This is a genomic window from Flavobacterium frigoris (assembly GCF_900111075.1).
In the GTDB taxonomy this organism is placed as follows: domain Bacteria; phylum Bacteroidota; class Bacteroidia; order Flavobacteriales; family Flavobacteriaceae; genus Flavobacterium; species Flavobacterium frigoris.
Map to the genome: position 1 here is coordinate 1 of NZ_FOFZ01000024.1, position 19810 is coordinate 19810.

The 19810-nt window shown below is 35.3% G+C and carries 10 protein-coding genes; 2 read left to right on the forward strand and 8 right to left on the reverse strand.

Annotation, left to right across the window (positions count from 1 at the left end; all coding sequences use genetic code 11):
* Nucleotides 1-158: 158 nt before the first annotated feature.
* The 7 genes from BMW63_RS17305 to BMW63_RS17335 form a co-directional block, all read right to left on the reverse strand.
* A complete protein-coding gene (locus BMW63_RS17305; protein WP_074724724.1) occupies nucleotides 159-2600 on the reverse strand; it encodes a TonB-dependent receptor in 2442 nt (813 codons plus the stop codon).
* Between the two features lie 107 nt (nucleotides 2601-2707).
* Nucleotides 2708-7747, reverse strand: a complete 5040-nt coding sequence (locus BMW63_RS17310) for a T9SS type A sorting domain-containing protein (protein WP_083380550.1) — start codon at nucleotides 7745-7747, stop codon at nucleotides 2708-2710.
* 20 nt (nucleotides 7748-7767) lie between these two features.
* Nucleotides 7768-8889 (reverse strand): SprB repeat-containing protein, encoded by a 1122-nt coding sequence (locus tag BMW63_RS17315; protein ID WP_139174282.1) that lies wholly within the window; start codon nucleotides 8887-8889, stop codon nucleotides 7768-7770.
* Between the two features lie 70 nt (nucleotides 8890-8959).
* A complete protein-coding gene (locus BMW63_RS17320; RefSeq protein ID WP_175460309.1) occupies nucleotides 8960-10309 on the reverse strand; it encodes a SprB repeat-containing protein in 1350 nt (449 codons plus the stop codon).
* 4 nt (nucleotides 10310-10313) lie between these two features.
* On the reverse strand, nucleotides 10314-11723 hold the full coding sequence (locus BMW63_RS17325; RefSeq protein WP_074724720.1) for a SprB repeat-containing protein: 1410 nt from the start codon (nucleotides 11721-11723) through the stop codon (nucleotides 10314-10316).
* 4 nt (nucleotides 11724-11727) lie between these two features.
* Entirely contained in the window at nucleotides 11728-13803 is a 2076-nt protein-coding gene (locus BMW63_RS17330) for a fibronectin type III domain-containing protein (RefSeq protein WP_074724721.1), read from the reverse strand.
* 2 nt (nucleotides 13804-13805) lie between these two features.
* Complete coding sequence (locus BMW63_RS17335) at nucleotides 13806-18578, reverse strand: hypothetical protein (RefSeq protein WP_074724722.1); 4773 nt, start codon at nucleotides 18576-18578, stop codon at nucleotides 13806-13808.
* Nucleotides 18579-18804: 226 nt separating this feature from the next.
* Between BMW63_RS17335 and BMW63_RS17340 the strand changes: the two genes are divergently transcribed.
* Both BMW63_RS17340 and BMW63_RS18230 read left to right on the forward strand, forming a co-directional pair.
* On the forward strand, nucleotides 18805-18984 hold the full coding sequence (locus BMW63_RS17340) for a hypothetical protein (RefSeq protein WP_074724723.1): 180 nt from the start codon (nucleotides 18805-18807) through the stop codon (nucleotides 18982-18984).
* A gap of 16 nt (nucleotides 18985-19000) precedes the next feature.
* Complete coding sequence (locus BMW63_RS18230; RefSeq protein WP_175460310.1) at nucleotides 19001-19168, forward strand: hypothetical protein; 168 nt, start codon at nucleotides 19001-19003, stop codon at nucleotides 19166-19168.
* Between the two features lie 420 nt (nucleotides 19169-19588).
* Here the strand turns inward: BMW63_RS18230 and BMW63_RS18235 are convergent, their stop codons facing one another.
* On the reverse strand, nucleotides 19589-19744 hold the full coding sequence (locus BMW63_RS18235) for a hypothetical protein (RefSeq protein WP_175460311.1): 156 nt from the start codon (nucleotides 19742-19744) through the stop codon (nucleotides 19589-19591).
* Nucleotides 19745-19810: the final 66 nt, after the last annotated feature.

The following is a 19810-nucleotide window of genomic DNA, read 5'->3' on the forward strand; positions in this document are numbered from 1 at the left end:
GGGAGGGCTGCGTTAGCTGAGTACTTATCGTAACGGGATAACTTTGGGCTTGACCCAGTAGGGATAACAAAAACAGAGGTAGTAGGAGCAGGAGTCTTTTTGGCATTGTAATGTGTTTTTATTTTTATAACAAATAATTATTTTTTGTCTTCTATGATTTATCGGATGCTGGCTTCTTTACCTATTGTATTTTTAATGGCCAGTGCATGATAGAACGGGATGAGGTGCTGTTCTAAATAGTCTTCTAATACAATTTCTTTTTCTTTGTTGGAAATCATCTTAAAGGCTTCATCGCTTTCTTGCATTTTAAAACTATTTAAATATTCGTTTAACTCTAATTCAGTTTCATCCATTTTAGAAAGGGCAGTAAATTCAGCAAGCATCCATCGATGGCGAAGTAATTTTTCTCCGCTTATTTTACTGTGTTCCAATAATTTTAAATACGAACGATACCCCACTTTATCTTGGATGCTGTCTTTATCGATATCATGTGCTGGATGGGAATTGACTTTGGCTAGAGCCAATTTATAAGGGTGTTCTATACTTTTATCTTTTGTTTGCAATTCCTTTCGCAATTTCTGAATCACATTTGTGACCGATTGATTGAAGTGTTGGGCATCGTTAGTGTTTGCTTCTAATGCTTCGAGATAGTCATAAACTTTTTCTTTAAACTGCTTGTCATTACTTGTTTTTTGTGCGATGCTTAACAGTTCATCCAGTTTGTTGCTGCTTTCTGGCGGTATTGGTTTAATGTTTTGTTGTAGGGTTTTCAATTGTTGAAGAATACTTTCTCTTGTCCCTTCTAACGTTATTTTATTATAGTTAATCTTTATTATAGCGGCCAAAGTATCCCTTTCCCTAGAAAGCGTTTCTTTGGGCAATCGTTTTATTTTGATCTTATCAAAGGAGTAGGAGTAGGTTAGTGTTGCCGTTAAATCAGAGGAACTGCCTGTGGTTCTTTTGCTGAAAAGCGAAAGGATTGCCATATTAAAGTTGTGTTTTTCCTGCAACAGGTAATTTCCGCTGAGTCTAAAATTAAACACATCTGTTTGTTTTTTACCGTCGCTAAAACTGGTGTTGTAACTGCTGGAAAAAGAAGTGCTTACTTTTTTATCCATAAAATTTTTATTTACCCCTAATGTAGGTCCCAAGATTAAATTATTGCTGGCGTCTAAATGGCTGAAGGTCGAATTCAGTGCGCCTACGATGTTTAAGGATCGATCTGGGTAACCAATAAGGTAAGAAAGTGCCGAATTGTAAAAAGTACTGGCTCCACCTTGTAAAGTTTGGCCTTGTTGCTGGTTTACCGCATCCTGGACAGAGAGGTTAATTCCCATGGATCGTTTTTGTGTTTTCTCATTTCGCAACAGATAGTTCAGGTTAAAAGTGGCATTTTGGGTCACTTGTCTATAGTTTAAGGTATCCAGATTATCAAATTGAGATGTTTGATTGATGTAATCAAATTGATTTTTACTATTGGTAAAAGATTGAAAATTAGAATAGCTAAGATCTATGTTTAATTTTTCATTGGGTTTTAGGCCTAGATTGACCGAGGAAACTAGCCTTTTTGATTGGCTTTTTTTCTGATCTTCTAAGTCATCTTTTTGTAAACCGGCGTTTAAGGCTAACGTAATCTTATTATTGTATAAATTTTGGGTAGCATTTAAAGTAATGTTCTCTAAATCATTATTAAAAAAATAACCACCCAAGGTTCTATAATTGGGGTCGATTCTTTCATACCCTAATCCTAGGGTTCCATTCCCCGCAGGATAGATTAATTGGGTTTTTATGGCTTTGTAGTTTTTTGTGCTGTTATTCGAGTTTAAAAACAAAGAAGCCATACCTTTAGATCGCTCAGAGCCTGCTTCTCTCGTATCTTCGGTGATGGAGCTGTTTGCAAATTCAGCAACAACTTGCAGTTTATTGTATAGGTTAAAAGAAGTTTCAAAACTGATGGCTGAATTTTCTTTGGGAGTTATTCCCAGCTCAAAAGGAATGGGGTTTGTTAGGGAAGTATTTACGTCCTTGGCTTTAAAAAAAGTCAGCCCTAAGTTAATTTTGTTAAGCGCATAGGCAGTTTTAAAACCATAGCCGTAGCGTTTATAGTTAGGGATCAAACTAGGAATGGTACTGTCGTATTCACTACTTTTTAGCAAGCGTCCATACATGGCGCTCACTTTAAAATTACCCTGAGGGGTTAAGTCAATGCCCACACCAGAAAATTGATGTCCGCTTAAAGTGTAGGGAGAAAAACTCATGCTGACATCCCCTATATGAGCCGTAATCCATTTATAGGACGGATGTATGCTGAGCCTATTTATTAAAACAGGTTTGTTATATCCAAACTTTAAGTTGGAATACGAAAAGGAGAAAGGCAAATTATACAAGTTTGCGATGTTCAAGTTGATGTTTCCGTTTAGAAAATAGGTAAAAGGCTCCCTGGCGGTGTTGCCGGAATAAAAAACGGAATTAGCAGAGAAACCACCGGATACGTTTATCAACTTTGACTTACCTACTTGTTCTACATTGAAACTTTGTGAAAAGGCCGCAGTTGTGGCTAAAAGCAGTACAACTAAAAGCAGTATTTTTTTTAAAATCATATTATTTAATCTTTTATACTTTTTACTCCCCACTAAAAGTGGGAGCGTAAAAAGGTATAAATCCATAGTTCTATTGCTGGGTACACTACTACTTGAAATAGACATTGTTAGTTAATAATTATCTTTCTTAATTTAGTTCCTTGTTGCGATTCAAAGAGAACAAAATACACACCGGCGGTGAGACCGTTTAAATTAAAATTGAAGGAATAATTGTCTTTCCCAACCTCTGATTTGGAATCTACAATCGTGTTGTTTAATAAATTATAAATCTTAATACTGGCAGGCATCACTTTGTCAAGAGTTACAGCTACTGTAAATTTACCGGTGGATGGATTAGGATAGATTGTCATATCAAACTTTTTCTGTAGATCCATACTGTCGGGATCTTTATATTCTCCGGTCACCACCAATACTTTTTTAGTTTGCGAGGCGGTACAGTTTCCTTTTTTGGTGAGCAAAGTAATTTCATATTCACCAGCGGTATCAAAACTCATTTCTGCAAGATCGGTGTTTTTGGAAGTCACTTTTGCACTGGCAGGTAAGATCCATTGAATACTGTCTGCTTTAGGATTACTGATGTCGACGATAACAAAACTTTCGTTAACAAAGACCTGGGACGAAATGGCAAATACGGCATCAATGGCTGCATTTTCAAAATGAATGCTAATGTCATCCTGAATTAGACATCCCAGTCCGGTGGTAATCTCTAATTGGTAGTTAGCCGCTTGAGTTATAGTTACAATAGGGTTAGTACTACTAAAGCCTTTGTCAGAGCTCCACTTGTAGGAGGCTTTTGTATCACTGATGGTCGCATTAATTGTATAAGTCTGGTCGATACATAAGGTTACATCTGGTCCAAGATCAATGGTTCCTTTTACAGGATTTTCGATAACAATAGTTTGTACCGCCGTACAACCTCTAGAATCTTTTAGCGTCAATTTATATTCGCCTGCTGTAAGGTTTGCTATCGCTACCGTTTTTTCTCCAGTACTCCATTCGTAAGTATATGGAGCCGTGCCGTTTGTAATAATTGTAGTTATCGAAGCATCGGAACCCTCAAAACAAGTAGGGTCTATTTTTTTTAATTCCAATGCCATTCTTTTGGGTTTGAGGAGTTCTATAGAACCTTCTATGGAACAATTGTTGTCATCAATTACTTTCAAGGCATATTTCCCGGGGGAAGCCTGCTTTAAATCTTTGTTTCCTTTAATTCCATTCCAGTAGTAGGCATAGGAGGAAGAAGGTTGCAGTGTTCCACCAGTGACGGTCGAGGTAATTTCCCAGTCCTTTTGTTCGCCACAAAGTGTGTAATCTGCTTTTAAATCGAGCGTTAATTGATCTGGTTCACCAATGGTTATGGCTTCGCTTTGAATTGATTTTCCAAAAGAGTCGTATGCCACAACATAGTATGATCCTATTCCCACACCAGAAAGTGTATTGTTTTCTCGGTCTAGTACTGGAATTTCGACGGTAGGATTAGCTGTAGTATACCATTTGTAATAATAATTATGCGCTCCACCGTATGCAGTTGCTTTTATGGACGCTGTAAGGTCTCCATGGCATAGGTTTGTGTTAATTTGTGTTAGTACCGCTGACAAAGGGTCTTCTTTATCTAGGTCTCTATCTATAACACAGCCATTATTATCGGTAATTAAAACGTAATATTTTCCTACTTGAATATTATCCAGAATAAGGGTCGCTTTGTTATCGGCATTATTATCCACCTTTACCGAATTTCTAGTGGCGTCTAGCCATTCGAATTTATAGGGAGCGGTACCTCCTTGAACGCTAACTTCGATACTCGCTTGGTCTATTCCAACGGACAAAAGCGAGGTTTTATTGATGTTACTGATAAAATAATCAGCAGGTTCTCTTACTAGTATATTGTTATCGCTTTTTACGCAAAAATTCTCATCTGTTACCGTATAGCCATAAGTACCTGCTACCAATAAATTATTTACTAGATTGTCCTTGTTTTTTCCATTAGTCCATACGATGGTATACTTACCTGTACCTCCAGAAATAGTTAAGCTTATACCGCCTGAGTTTCCTCCATAACATTTAGCATCAGTAACTGTGGGCACAACGATCAATTCGTCAGGCTGTTTTATCTCTAGTGTTTTGTTTGTGGTATTTCCATTTGCATCTACTACTATAAGGTTGTAGGTACCTGCATAAAGAGTAGAAGGACTGGCTTCTGAACTTGAAAATGTAGCATCACCACTCTTTGTCCAGTAGTAGGTGTAATGAATTACACCACCAATAACCGTTGAAGTGATCGTGGCAGTATTATCGTTAAAACATTTGTTTGTATTACTTTCTACTAAATTAGATATAATTAACTCCTCTGGTTCTGTAATTTTATATTCTTTAATAAAGATACAATCGTGATCGTCAGTAACGGTCAATTTATAAGTTCCAATGGTCTCAATTTTTACTTCAGGTGTATTTCCTATTCCAGCATTAGTAGCGGTATTTTCCCATAAGTAAGTATAATTAGGAGTACCACCTTCTATGGTTACAGAGATGCTACCATTTTTAGTTTGATAACCACTAAGATGCGTTACTGTTTCATTTTTTATAGCCAAACTTTTTTCAGGTTCTATAAGGGTAACCGATAAATTATCGAAACACCCATGACTATCTGTAACAGTAACCACATAGGTCCCTGCTTCCAGAAGGCTTAAGTCTTCAGTAGTTGCAAAGGGCACACCCTCTTTTTGCCACTTGAAATCATAGTTTTTTGTCCCGCCAATTACGTTTATATCTATTGCTCCAGTCCATTCACCATGGCACAATACATTGGTTTGCTCGGTAAGGCTTACGATTAGCTTTGGAATTTCTGTTAAAGTATAAATAGCCGTTGCTGTTGCATAAGGGCCATCTGGATTAGCAGTATCCGTTACAACGACTTTATAATTCCCAGCGTATTGTTCCTCGACAGTCATTTTATCTGAAAATGGAACCACTTCATTGTTCTTGAACCATTGAAATTTATACAATCCAAAACCTCCAGTAACCTCTGCTTTTAAAGCTCCTGTATGAGTACCAAAGCAATAAATAGATGCCGTTTCCTTTAAGTCTACTTTTAGCTCATCTCGTTGCGTTATATCAAAATATTTTGAGACGGGACAACCGTAGCTGTCTGTAACGGTTACCGTATAACGACCATAAAATAGATTAGAAATATCTTTGGCTGTTGATTTAAAAGCGGGGTCTTTATCGTAAGTCCAGCTGTAGGTGTAAGCGCCACTACCTCCTGTTGTTGCTGCGAGCTTGATAGCCCCGTCATTTTTTCCATAAATAGAAACTTCTTTTATTGTCGAAGCTTCAATAGTTATAAGATCATTTTCATTGCTAATTTTTATATCTGCTAATGGGAGAGAACATCCGTTACTATCAGTAACCGTTACAGTATATACTCCAGCGGTTAGATTAGAATTAGTAGCTCCGTTATTAGATAAAATCCCCACTTTACTCCAAGTATATTGATAACCTGAAGTATCTATTGTACCCCCTGTTGAAACGATTTTTATTTCTCCAGTAGCAGTGCCATGACAACTAACATTTGTAGTGGTTACGGATGCGTTTAAAGCAAGTGGATCTATAAGTTGCTTTATAACCGAAGAAATACTTGTGATTCCATCAGAGACCACTACAATGTAGTCTCCTTCTTTGTGTCCGGAAATAACTCCATTTGATAGATCACTATTTAATTCAGAATCCAAGACAATTGCATCTTTGTACCATTTATAAGAATACTGATTACCATTTATTAATTTTCCTCCACTTGCAACTGCAACTAATTTACCTTGAGAATTTCCATTACACTTATTGTTTTCTATAGAAACAGCAACAGATAAAGTTTGTAACTTTATTGAAATACTAACAGAGCAATTTCCACCATTTTGATCACTTACTATCACTTCATAAAGACCTTCTGTCAGGTTGTTTACAGAGGCACTGTTAGTACTTACAAAACTGGGATCATTTAATTTAGTCCAAGTATAATTATAATTTTCACTTCCGCCAAATGCCGAAATTTGAATGGACCCATCACTGGCATTTTTTGAACTTGGAGGGTCTTGTGACCTAAGAGAAACTGATAACGGATCAATGTCATCAACGTTGATTTTAATGGCGATGGGATATTGTGTCGTATTATCCCAAATACAATCATTTTCATCAGTAATTATCACATTATAGGAACCAGCTGGAAAGCCTTCCACGGAAACAGAATTATCGGCAATTGCAATGTTTCCTGATTTGTCACCAATTTTATTACGTGCACTGTCATAAAATTGATAGCTATAGGGTTTAGTTCCTCCTGAGGGTGTTAATGTTATGGTTCCAGTTTTAGTATTATTACATTTTATAGGAGTTGAAGATGTTGTGCAGGTTAGTTTCGTAGGCTGATTTAAATTAGTCAAATTTAAATTATCGGTTCTATTTATGCCATTTTGAGTTACTGTAACACTATAAGATCCACCATTATTTATAATTCCGCCAGTAGTGGAACTAGATGTACTCTTGTCTGACCATAAATACGTAGAGGTATAGTTTACTACTGGGTCATTTGTAATTTGTGCTTTTAAAGTTGTTAAATCTCCAAAACATTTTATTGGCTCCAATACTATTGTCACTTTAAATACCCCAATTGTAAAAGAGCCTGTTGTTGGTAAGGAACATCCGTTTTTATCCTTAATAGTAAATTCATATTTTCCATTAGTGAGATTTGATAAATAGACTTTGCTTGAACTATCCGAATCAATATCAGCACTATATTCAGAATCGGAAGTTTTTTTATATGTCAATTTATAAGGTCCAGTCCCTCCAGAAATAGTTATAATATTAGAACCTGTAGCAGAATTATAATCTTCGGCATCAACAATTTGTGGGGTGCTGGTAATAGCTAAAGGCTGATTAATCGTAACCGGTCTCGCTCCATTGGCATCTACTGGTATAACTTCAGTCAACTTGATTACTGGACTAGGGTTTGCAGGGGTGGCCTGCCCAAATCCCACCACAGTAAAAAAGAACAGTAATATTGATATTAATTTGTTCACGCTTGCATTTTTTTTCATTGCCAATGTCTTATTTTGTTTCAAGTAATAGGATAGATGATCTACTGAATATATTTGTTTCATAAAATTCGGACTTTAATCCTCTAAGGATTTTTTTCTACACAGCCGTTAGCTGTTACTTTTACATTGTACACTTTCGAACTAGCCTGATTCGTAGATAGTTCTCTGATTATATATTTCCCACCTTCTAATGTGGCAGTTTTCTCTGCATTATCTACAAAAAAACGATAAGGCCCAATGCCACTCAAGATTTCAATTTCAATTTCACCGGTATCCCCGCCATTACATAAGACATCTTGTTTTTTGGTGGCGGTGAATTTTAAGGGATCTGGTGGCGTTATTGTAAAAGTATTTTTTTCTCCTACTTTTGGCTCTAGAGAGGTTATTGCACCTTCTTTTTGACGTACTTGATATGAAAATTTATAATTATTTTCATCTAAGTTGTCTAAAACATAGCTATTGTTAACTATTTGATTGTACTTAACGACGGTATTTTTTAAAGTAGCTTCATCTATAGAGGAACAATATAAATCTAATTCATCCCCTTCTTTCATATCTAAAGGACTCTCAAAGGTAAAAGTTACATTACCTTTATCATAACTGCAATTAGGATTAGTAACAACAGGTGCTGTTGCCAATTTTGGAGAGCTGATATCGATATCATACGTTACTATATTTGTATATTGAGTTTTATAACCTGTCCTAAAATGAATAAATTTTTTACCTATATAATTTTGTAATTCATTTATTTTAAATGAAATCTGTCTTTTATCTTGGAATGAATTGTCAAAGTCTACCCAAATCGTATCATAACTATATTGCCAATTCCAACCATTTTCTAATGTTATCAGTTCATCTACGGTACGATTAGAGGGATTTAGCATTTCAAGATGGATTCCCATTATTTTTGAGTTTCCTATACATCCGTCAAATTCATAGTTAGTAAAATGGTCTTTATTGAAAGGAATTGTTACATCAGAGTTACAATTAGGCCTTTCTTGGTTGAAGTCCATTGAACTTTGGCAAATTAATAAAATTGGATTGTCATTCACATAAAAAAAATCATATTCTATTCTAACCGCAGTTGTAGTATTATAGTTTTTAAGTATGCTAGAAGTTCCAATGGTAACCCTTTGATTTCCCCTATTAGACCCATATCTACCATAAATGTCTGAGAGAGTCGACTCAATTAATATTCCATGCATAGTTTGTGACTGTATTTCATATTGAAACACAGAAAAAAACAAAATAAATAAGTAAATTTTTCTCATAATTTTATTTCTCAAAACAGTTTTCAGCATCGGTTACTTTTATTTGATGTGGGATTATTAGTCCATTGACATCTTTTAAAACACTAATCCCTGGCAGTATTGCAGTTGTTTCTCCTGATGTTGTTGTCTCTGTTATATTTTGTGTTAATAGATTTCCATCAACATAATAATTGTACTTTAAGCCTTCGGTTTTTGGCGTTCCTCCCCATACTTTTATTTCGATCGTGCCATCACTACCGCCATTACAGCTTACATCCTGTTTTTTGGTGGCAATGAATTTTAACGCGGCTGGAGCTACATATTCTAAATCATACTGGCTATCACTATCAAGAATTCCTTTGCCAGCAGTGCCAATATAAGCTTGTTGTTGTATAAAATATTTATGTCCGTTCTCTAATATTATTTTATCAAGATCAGTTTTTTGAAATGAAAACATTTTTCCACTAAAAGTTACATCTGTAAGAAATTGAAAAATCGAAATCATTGGATTTATGCGATCGCGTAAGGAAAAAGATTTTAATACTTCGCCTTTATCGATATACAATTCTCTATCAAAAGTGACTTCTATTTTATTTATGGTATCTCCAGAACATTTTGGACCTTCGTATGAAATACCGGTAACTACTGGTGCACAAGCAGAATAAGTAATTGCTGTTGCTGTTGTAAAAGGTCTTTCATCATAACCTAACCTGAAATAGATTTGTTTATTAAAAAAATCACTGTGGTTTGTCCCAAGAATTTCATCCATAGAAAAATTAATATTTGGAGTGTCATTTGTTGTTCTTACTGAACTTCCTTCACTTTTTTGCATGGTAGCTGGAAAATTGATCCAAGTTATTCCTTTATCGGTGGAATATTGCCAGTGATAGGCGACATCTGGAAAACCCGCTGGAGAGGCTGTCAAAGTAAAATCTGTTCCTGAGCAAACTTCTGTAGATGCAGAAGATATAGAAAGACCATTGGGTTTAAATTCAGTAACGGAAACATCGCCAATACAACCCGATATTTGCATCTCTTTTATAGATTTTAATAGATCGGGAGCAAATAATTTATAATCAAAATCATCATTACAGTCAACAGTTGCTGCTCCTAATGGCACACACGTGATGTTTAGATTTAGTTTGAATTGGCTATATTTTGACACGGTTGGATAAGTTTTATCGCCGACCTCATTATTTATAGTCAATGACCCAGATCCAATTATATTGGAGTCCCCAGAAAAACTCCAATGTAAGCCTCCTCCATGGCATCCAGATCGAGAACCTTCATAATGTATTTTAACAGTATAAGTAAGGGACTGCCCAAACCCATTTATACAAAACCCCAATAAAATAAATAAGTAAATTTTTCTCATTCTATTATTTTTCAAAACAGTTTTCAGCATCGGTTACTTTTATTTGATGTGGGATTATTAGTCCATTGACATCTTTTAAAACACTAATCCCTGGCAGTATTGCAGTTGTTTCTCCTGATGTTGTTGTCTCTATTGTATTTTGTGTTAATAGATTTCCATCAACATAATAATTGTACTTTAAGCCTTCGGTTTTTGGCGTGCCTCCCCATACTTTTATTTCGATCGTGCCATCACTACCGCCATTACAGCTTACATCCTGTTTTTTGGTGGCAATGAATTTTAACGCAGCTGGGGCTACATATTCTAAATCATACTGGCTATCACTATCAAGAATTCCTTTGCCAGCAGTGCCAATATAAGCTTGTTGTTGTATAAAATATTTATGTCCGTTCTCTAACGTTATTTTATCAAGATCAGCTTTTTGAAATGAAAACGTTTTTCCACTAAAAGTTTCATCTGTAAGAAATTGAAAAATCGAAATCATTGGATTTGCTCTATCGCGTAAGGAAAAAGATTTTAATACTTCGCCTTTATCGATATACAATTCTCTATCAAAAGTGACTTCTATTTTATTTATATAATCTCCATAACATTTTGGACCTTCGTATGAAATACCGATAACTACAGGTGCACAAGGAGAATAGGTAATTGCTTTTGAAGTCGTAAAAGGTCTTCCATCATAACCTAACCTGAAATAGATTTGTTTATTAAAAAAATCACTGTGGTTTGTCCCAAGAATTTCATCCATAGAAAAATTAATATTTGGAGTGTCATTGGTTGTTCTTACTGAACTTCCTTCACTTTTTTGCATGGTAGCTGGAAAATTGACCCAAGTTATTTCATTATCGGTAGAATATTGCCAATGATAGGCTACATCTGGAAAACCCGCTGGAGATGCTGTTAAAGTAAAATTTGTTCCTGAGCAAACTTCTGTAGGTGCAGAAGAGATAGAAAGGTTAATAGGTTTGAAATCATGGATACCCAAATAAGAACTACAGACTTCAACAAAAGGAGTAGAACCTTTGATTATTAGTTCAGAAGCGGTTATAGAAATGGATGATGGGTTTGTGTCATCACATGGAATAATTGAAAGTGCTCCATTTATCCTGCCATAACTAGTACCATAAGCATTATAATTTATGAAAGAGTTTTTATCAAGAAATGCTTCGAATTGAAATTCTTTATATTCATCTAAACTTGAAATACAGTGAACCGGTGTAAAGTTATCGGTTATCATTGTGTTCACTGTGGAGTTCACTAAAAAACTCCAACCCCAATTTCCCATCGGATCATTACACCATGATCCTTCAAGCCCTGAATTAAAAGTATGTACAAAACTATATTTTGGTTTAGTAGCCTGTGCAATCGCATTTACGCAAAAGCCCAATAAAATAAGTATGTAAATTTTTCTCATTCCCTTAAAATTTAACCGTGAAAAAACTCATTTTCCCAATTCTACCATCTTTAAATAAAGCCCTAATGGCATAGTTGTAGCTGGTGTTGATAGCAATCGTTACATCAGAAATTCTTTTTACAGATGGTGCCACCATCAGCATGAGTTGCAAAGGTTTTTCTTCTTCCGCCTTAAAAATCTCAAAACCGTCCAATTCCTTTTGATCGTAGGACCAAGACAATTCAATTCTTTTATCAGCTGCATTTACCTGTGCAAAGAATCCCTTTACCGCAGGCATCACTGATGATTTTGGAAGGAGCACATGGACTAATGGGGAAGGCAATGATTCTAATCCGCTCTTATCCTTGGCAACAACGGCATAGCTGTACTGATTGCCTTCGGTTACATTCTTGTCAAGAAAATTTTCGGTTTTCTTCTCATCATCCAAAATCAAGGACCATTCGTTTTGATCATTTTCTTTTCGATACAACAAAAGCTTTTTGGCATCCTCGCTCGAACTATTGGCCCATTCTAGATATACTTGACCGTCTTTTACCTCATAATTTTTGAATACGGGGGAAGAGGGCGGAATAACATCCGGCTTTTCGATGACTAAAACCTCCGAAAATTCAGACATGTTATATCTGTAATCCACCGCAATAAGTTTGTAATACACCTTGCTATTTAGATTTTTTACAACTACAGAATCCATAAAGCTATTTGTTTCCTGAGGGCTGACAGTAAGTTGGCTAAATTCTTCTTTTTCATTATTGGCTCTATAGATTCTATACCCCATCAAATCATTCTCTTTGTTAGCGAGCCAAGTTAATTTAACAACTCCAGTGCTGTCTATGACTCCTTTTAGTCCTAAGGGTTTTGCTGGCGGAATCGAATCAACTGGCTGTACTAGCATAGCGAAAGAAGTTCTGTTAGAACCTTGTTTCCCTATTGCGGTAATGGTGAAATAATTAGTGGGAGCTAATTTTTTTACCACAACGGTTCTATTCTTAGGGGCAATATTTTTTATAACCGTGGTGTAATTGACATCGTCATCAGAACGATTGAGCTCAAATCCGGAAATTTCATTATCTCCTTCTGAAGGGAAATCCCAAGTTAATTTTGCGGTGTTGTCATCTAGAAATTCCTTAATGGTCAGATGGGGAACAAATTGAAGCACTGTTTTTCCTTTACCACTAATTTCTTTTGAATAAGGTCCTAGCTCTCCAAAAGGGCTGATACCTTGTACTCTATAGTTATAAGGTTTGCTATTTGCTATCGAATCTACATAAAAGATAGTGTTGCTGTTTGTGTTTTCCTGATTCATGCTGGTGTAAGGCTTTTCAGTTATTCTTTCAAAAGGCTGCTTATCCAAGGCTCTTTCTACATAATAACTGCCATAAACACCCGCCAATGATTTGAAATTCCAACTTAGAATGGTGTTCTTATCTCCAAAATGAGCTGAAAAATCTAATGGTTTAGGTAATTCTTCGTAGTCTTTTAATCCTAGAAAAACACCGCTGTATTTGATTTCTAATTCCAAAATAGGCACATTAGAGACCACCCGATAGAGGTATTTTTCATTGCTATGAATCGCTTTGTCTTCATACCCCAAGCCCGCTTTTTTGGCGGACTCAAAATCATTATCCGCCGCAAACAGAGCATAGGTAAATCGCTGTTCGTTTTCTTCGGAAAGGTTGATGATTCCTTGTATTTTATCCTGTCCTGTTACGGCAAAACTTTCGCCATAGAGTGCTTGTGCCAAAATTGCTGCATTGTCATTTTCTTGAATTAGGGTTTCCCAAGATTCAAGTGGTTCAGCCTTTGTTAGTTTGCTTAAAATAACTTTTTCAGGCGCTGCTAGCGCTTTATTATCTCTGGTTACGGTATAACGTTCTAATTGATAGCCATACTTATTGAGTTTTCGCCAGGCTTCTGAGGTTGTGGGAGCCCAGCGTAATAATATTTTATCTTTTTGCGCTCTTGCTATCACTTTGATTTCTGGTGCATTTTCCTGCACAAGAGTTTCGTTCGTTGTCTTTATTTGAGAAAATAGATTATAGTATCCCACAAACATCAATAATATTAAAAATCTAAACTTCATAATTAATTTGTTTTATTGTAAGTAAAAATAGAAGTAGTACCAGTTTGTCCACCAGGGATTGTATAGGTCAGCTTCATCTTATAATTACCTTTCTTTAAATATGGAAACTGTTCTGTTAAAAGAGCGTTGTATTTTGGATCTAGACTATTCGAAAAATAGTTGGCCACTTTGTATCTCAGTACATTAAAATCATCTTTATAGTAAGAAACCAGATTATATCGGTAAGGCAGTCGCTCTTTTAATAAAAAGCTATTCGGTTCATTTGCCAAATAGGTTTCATACCAACTCATGACGTGAATTGCTTTTGTTGGTGCAACCCCAATATAATTTGTCGCTCTGTCTAAAGTTAAATTCGGGTTTAATGGATATCCTTTGTACACTAAAGGGTAAATTTCATTTAGAAAGTAAGCATCATCTAAAATAGCTTCAACATCAATCAACGGAGTATTTAAAGTTTGGGCATTTCCTATTAACTCCACTTGATCAAAGGGCTCTGATGCGTCATTTGCAGACTGCAAGGCATGAACATCTGTGTAGATAGGATCGACCAAGGTTTGTGTTGATTTTTTTGCATTCATTTTTTCTTGAAAAGTGTTAAACTGACTCGTCTGGAAATTATATTGTAATAGTTCAATATCAGTGGCACTTATAGTGGTGTTATTGATGTCTTTATTTTTTACTTCTAATGTTGTGTTATCTCCAAAATCTTCTTTTTTAGTGCTCTCTGAAAGAGTATTGCCTCCATTAGTTCTAGGGAGAATTGTTTGTAATGACACACTATAAGAAGATTTAGTAGTTAGTGTTGGAATATCAAAATTTACTTTTCTATTAGCTGAATCATAAACTAAATTACCAGTTTGACTGGTCTCCTTGTTTTTATAAATTACTTTTTGGGACTCCCCAGGCTTTAATTCAAATAAATAAGGTTGCCCTTGTTTAAGTATTACGAATGCTTGTTTGGATTCATTTTGATACAGATATTTTTGTTCAAAAATAGGATAGCAATAAGCCACATTAGAAAGAGGAATGTATTGTGGAGCACTTCCCGTTTTAAACTTTAAACTTTTTGCTTCTGTCGCAATTTGGCCATTATCCAGAATCGTTTTCCAATTACCATTTATATTTTCTTGAAAACTAACTTTTACGGATAGCTCTAGCTCTGAATTCTGTGGTAAAACTTCAACAGAATTAAAACTTAACAGATCTTTTGTGTCGTTCCAAGTTATGGTTCCTATAACTAGTGTACCTTCTTTTTTAACACTAAATTCCTCTAGTTTTAAGCGATATGTTTTTTTTCCTTTATCATCTTCGATTTCAAAATTCTTTTCAATAGGCATGTTAAAACTTACTTGCGGAATGGTAAATACATCAACAACTGATGCACCTTCTTCCGGTTTTAAATCTCCAATGGCATTAAGTCCCGCTAAAGGACTGCTGGAGACAAACTCACACTGTTTCCCTAATTCAACTTTAAATCTAAAGCTTCCTTTTACCATTCCTCCCAATAAGCTATATTGGCCTCCCAAGTACCCTCTGATCCAGACAGGGTTTGGCAATTTTGCCTGCAAAAGAACCGCAGCACCCGCTTTTATTATAGGTATTTTCTTTCTAACGAAAAACAATTTAATATTAATACCTAGTTCTCCTTGTAAGTATGCATAGGATTGACCATTGGCATACCAACCATTAATCCCGATTGGACCAGAACCTTTACATGCTGCTTCTCCATAATCTTTCATCATTATATCAAAACCAAACCCAGCTTGAAAATTGGCATAGAATATTAAAAAGCTTAAATCTCCTGTCTTGATTGAGAAATCAGAACCAAAGGCGAAACCTTTTCCGCTTCCTATTGCATTAGAATTTTCATTACGCATGTAATCCAAAGTGGCATTGTCGATTTTAAGTATGGATGCAATAATAGCAGGTGGTGGTGGGCTTGCCGGAATATCATCTCCAATCATAAAATAACCTCCGGCTTCAACCTCGACAGGTCCAATTGCCATTTTAAGACCTAAACGATCCGTAGGAGTTCCCATTCGAATGTACCAGGTATTAGGGGCAAAATGTAGAACGGCCCAACCCGCTCTATTACCGGAAGCCCTTCCTTTTATAAATCCTCCGGGTGTGTCAATATAGAGATCAAATGATCCATGCAATGTTTTAGATCTAAAGTCATATTCAATAGCAGCAAAGGCATTAATACCCATTTCTGACTTTACATTATTTGGATAAAGCTGTTCTGCTGCTTTTGATAAATTGGATGTTTTTAAAGCTTCCAAAGCAACCTGTGAGAGTAGCGATTCATTTTCACTTAGAGTTTTTAAAGCGCCTTTTAATTTTTCTGCTCCAGGGACTTCAAATGGCTGCATTACATGCCCTTCGCCATAGATACTAGTTCTATTAATTCCCCCATTTTTATTAAAAGCAATTTCAAAACCAGCACCACCCCAAAAAGTATCACTAGAGGCAGTACCAGCAAATTTAATAATGGCTTTAACACCAAGACCCGAAGCATCATCAGGGACATAATTTGAACCCGATGCTGCAAACCGACTGCTAAACCCGTCTTTTTTCATCCTATAAAAAGCGCCTCCACCAAATCCTTTGAAGGTTATGGCACCCGCAGGGATGTTTAAGTTATCTACCATGGCATCCACATACCAATATCTAAACGAGGTTGAACCAAAAATAGCATTCGCCTCAACAGAAATTCCTCCCGTAAAGTCAGCCCCTAAACTTCCTTTAAAACCATTGCCATATACAGAATCATTATCCATTATGGTGATACTTCCCTTAAATTTTACCCCACCTAAATCGGCAGCAAGTTTAATTTCTTCAAATTGTAAGGAACGGAACTTCCATTTTTGAATTCCTGATGTAGCACTGAAACCTCCATTAATTTTTAATTTTGTTTCACCATTAAATTGATTTTCCATCAAATTTATAGCCATTCTAAATTCTAATGATGCTTCTGTATCCGTAGCTCTAAAAGCAATATCTGAGATAGTTACAGGGAAATTAGAAACCTTAACAGGGCCTGTATAGCCTAAATAATCTGCTTTGATATAAGGTACTACAGTCTGTAATTGCAAATTCTGAAACGTTATACCTTTAAAAGCGACTGTCCCTTTATCCTCTTTTGTTTCTTCTAGTGAGTTACTTCCATTTATATCTAAACTACCGGTTAGCATTGCCTTAGGGCGAAATTTACCTTCGTTTACTTTTAATTCTATGTATGAGTTCTTTTCTAGTCTGGCTTTTCCTTTAAATAGATCAAAAGAAATATTGTCTCTTAATACTATGTTTAATGTGTATTCGTCTTTTATAGGGTCAATAATCGCCGTATAATCTAATGCCGCGTTTGCAGGTTTTGCAGGTTTTTTCGCTTTTTCATCCTCTGCTGGTGTTGTAGTTGTATTAGTTGTGCTAGTTGCAACAGCTGATTTGGAATAATCAAATGGAGTCTTTTCCGCTTGCACATTCACTAGAGGTAGATCTTCAGTAACCTCCTTAGAAATTGGAAGTACAATAGCTCCAGAAAATCTACCGTAAATCAATGCATTTGCTTTAAACGCCATTTCTATACGATCCAAAGAAAACTGCCATCCAGACGCATCCCCTTCTGTAATAGGAAAAACGTTAGCGGCCGCAATTTTTCCAGAAAACCCCATACTGTCAAACAAAAGATCAGTCCCTTGAATAACTATTCTATTGGGACTTCCTTTTCGCTTGAACTGTTCAGGTAAAGTAACAGAAACGGTTTTTATATATACTCCCTTCCATAAATTTTCATTTCCAGGAACTAAATAATCATTTTGATAATTTTGAGGCCAAACTACGTTTGGACTATTTCTAAGATCACTTAAATCGATTACGGCGGTTTGCAATTCGAATGCCGTACCTTTACAAGAGGTTACCTGGAATTTGGGTAGTGAAAATTCCGCTAAAATATCATTCCAATTAGAAACGACCGTCGTAAAGTTCCCTGTTACTCTTGAAGGGCCCACAATAACTTTGTTGTTTGAGTCTAAAGGCTCCAATGTCTCTCTAGAAAACTCAATATCAGCAGTAATTCCAAGCTCTTTAAATCCATTGCAATCGATAGTGACATAGGTTTTATTTTTTATATCCCCAGTTTCCATGGTCATCCCCCCTTTCAGAACTAATAATGCTTTGTCCCCAAAAAGTTTCATCGGAAAATCACCCAGTAATACTAAGTTAGTGTCACCATACAATCCTCCTTTATGAGAAAGTTTTATATTATTGGCACCAAAAAAAAGTTCTTTGTATGCACCTTCAGAATCGACTTGCGGTATTTTGATTCGTACAAATGCAGTCAGTTCTGTATGATCTGGAGTAAACTTTGCATTGCTTATTCCTAGAGTATATTCAATATTTCCAATAGTTTTTTTTATTCCTAAAGGCAGTGAGGATAAGCTTTTTGGACTTAAATTCGATATAAAATTTTGTATACTGTCAATTTTCTTAAAAACACTTAGAGCCTCTTTTGCATTTTTATCAGTTTCTGCGGCAAGACGGTATTTTGCTTTAAGGTTTGTGGCCGAAATTTCGTTGTCAAAATTCAGAGAAGTATTTACTTTAATTTCAACGGTCTTCAAATTTTTCGTTCGAACATCATTAATTATAAAATCAGTTTCTTTTTTTTGATTAACTTTTATTGAGTCTTTAGGGTTAGTGATATAGGAATAACTGTTGACCGTAACAAGAAGTGAAATAGCTATTATAAATTTTAAAAAGTATTTTTTTTCCATATCTGAATATTAGTTTATGATCGTTTTATACCCATTAGGTAAGTTTTGAAATTCATCCAAAAAATGCTAAAAAATCAACTAGTAATTTTATCTAGATGTATTTTTTATATTGTAAGAATTTTTACGCGACAAACATAGTTAAATTTATGAAAGCATTTGGTTTTTTTTTGTAGTAATTATATCTCAACTATTCGCTATTTTTAAAGTAACAAAAAAAAATGAGCAATTGAAGAATGTATATACTTATAATAGGTTACTTCAAAAATCGGGTGCTATCGATCGTGGTACTGATTTTTCTTTTGCGGAATTAAACGCAATGTTAAGTTTTTATCTGGCAGTTGCATGGAAAGACAGTAAGGAATATCCTAGAGTTGGTTTTCAGATGAAAAAGGTATTGACTCGATAGGAAACCTTAAAAAGGGGTGACGATTTGGGTAGCTTATTCTAATTTAGAAGAAAAAGGAAGTCTTGAAGTGGATACATGGGCTGACTTTGTTTTGTATGAAAAAGTAATTTTGAAAATAGAAAACATAGAAATTTTAGTAATGAAGCGTTCAAATAGCTATTTAAAAGGAATTAAGGTCAAATAAACGAAAGGACTAAAGAGTTTTATGTACAATATAATACTTTAGTTTTCCTCTGGTGTTCATTTGTTCCGAGTACCGGTTGTGCGAGTACTACCTTACCTCAGCGCTTATCGCAACGGCATAACTTTGCGCTTGACCCAGTAGGAAAAACGAAAATAAAGGAAGTAGGAGAAGGGGTTTTTATGCATTTGGAGGAACACTGTTTAATAAGAAACAAATGTATTTATTAGGAGCTGTTTCCTGCTGTCCATTATATCTTTTTAATCTCGTTTTGAGAACGAGGCTAAAAAGGATGCCACTTCCATCAGGGCTAAAAATCAAAGATGTTTTTAAAAGATAAGATCTTTTATGTATCAATAGCTAAGGAGGAATATGTGTTATTCTTTAAAGAGGTGTTTTCACTTTTAAAAACATTGCTAATTTTTATAAAAATAAAATTATTTTTGGATTGTCATTATCTAGTCTAAAGTGCAAATTCCAGCTATATTGACCACCCAATTCCAATTTAAAGTGATCACCTGATTCCAATTCAAAATGACCACCTAATTCTGGAGCAAAATGACCATCTCCATTTTTCATTAAAAACTACTTTTTTTCATCTGTTAATTAGTATTCAAATATACTTAAAATATTATCCCTTGTTTA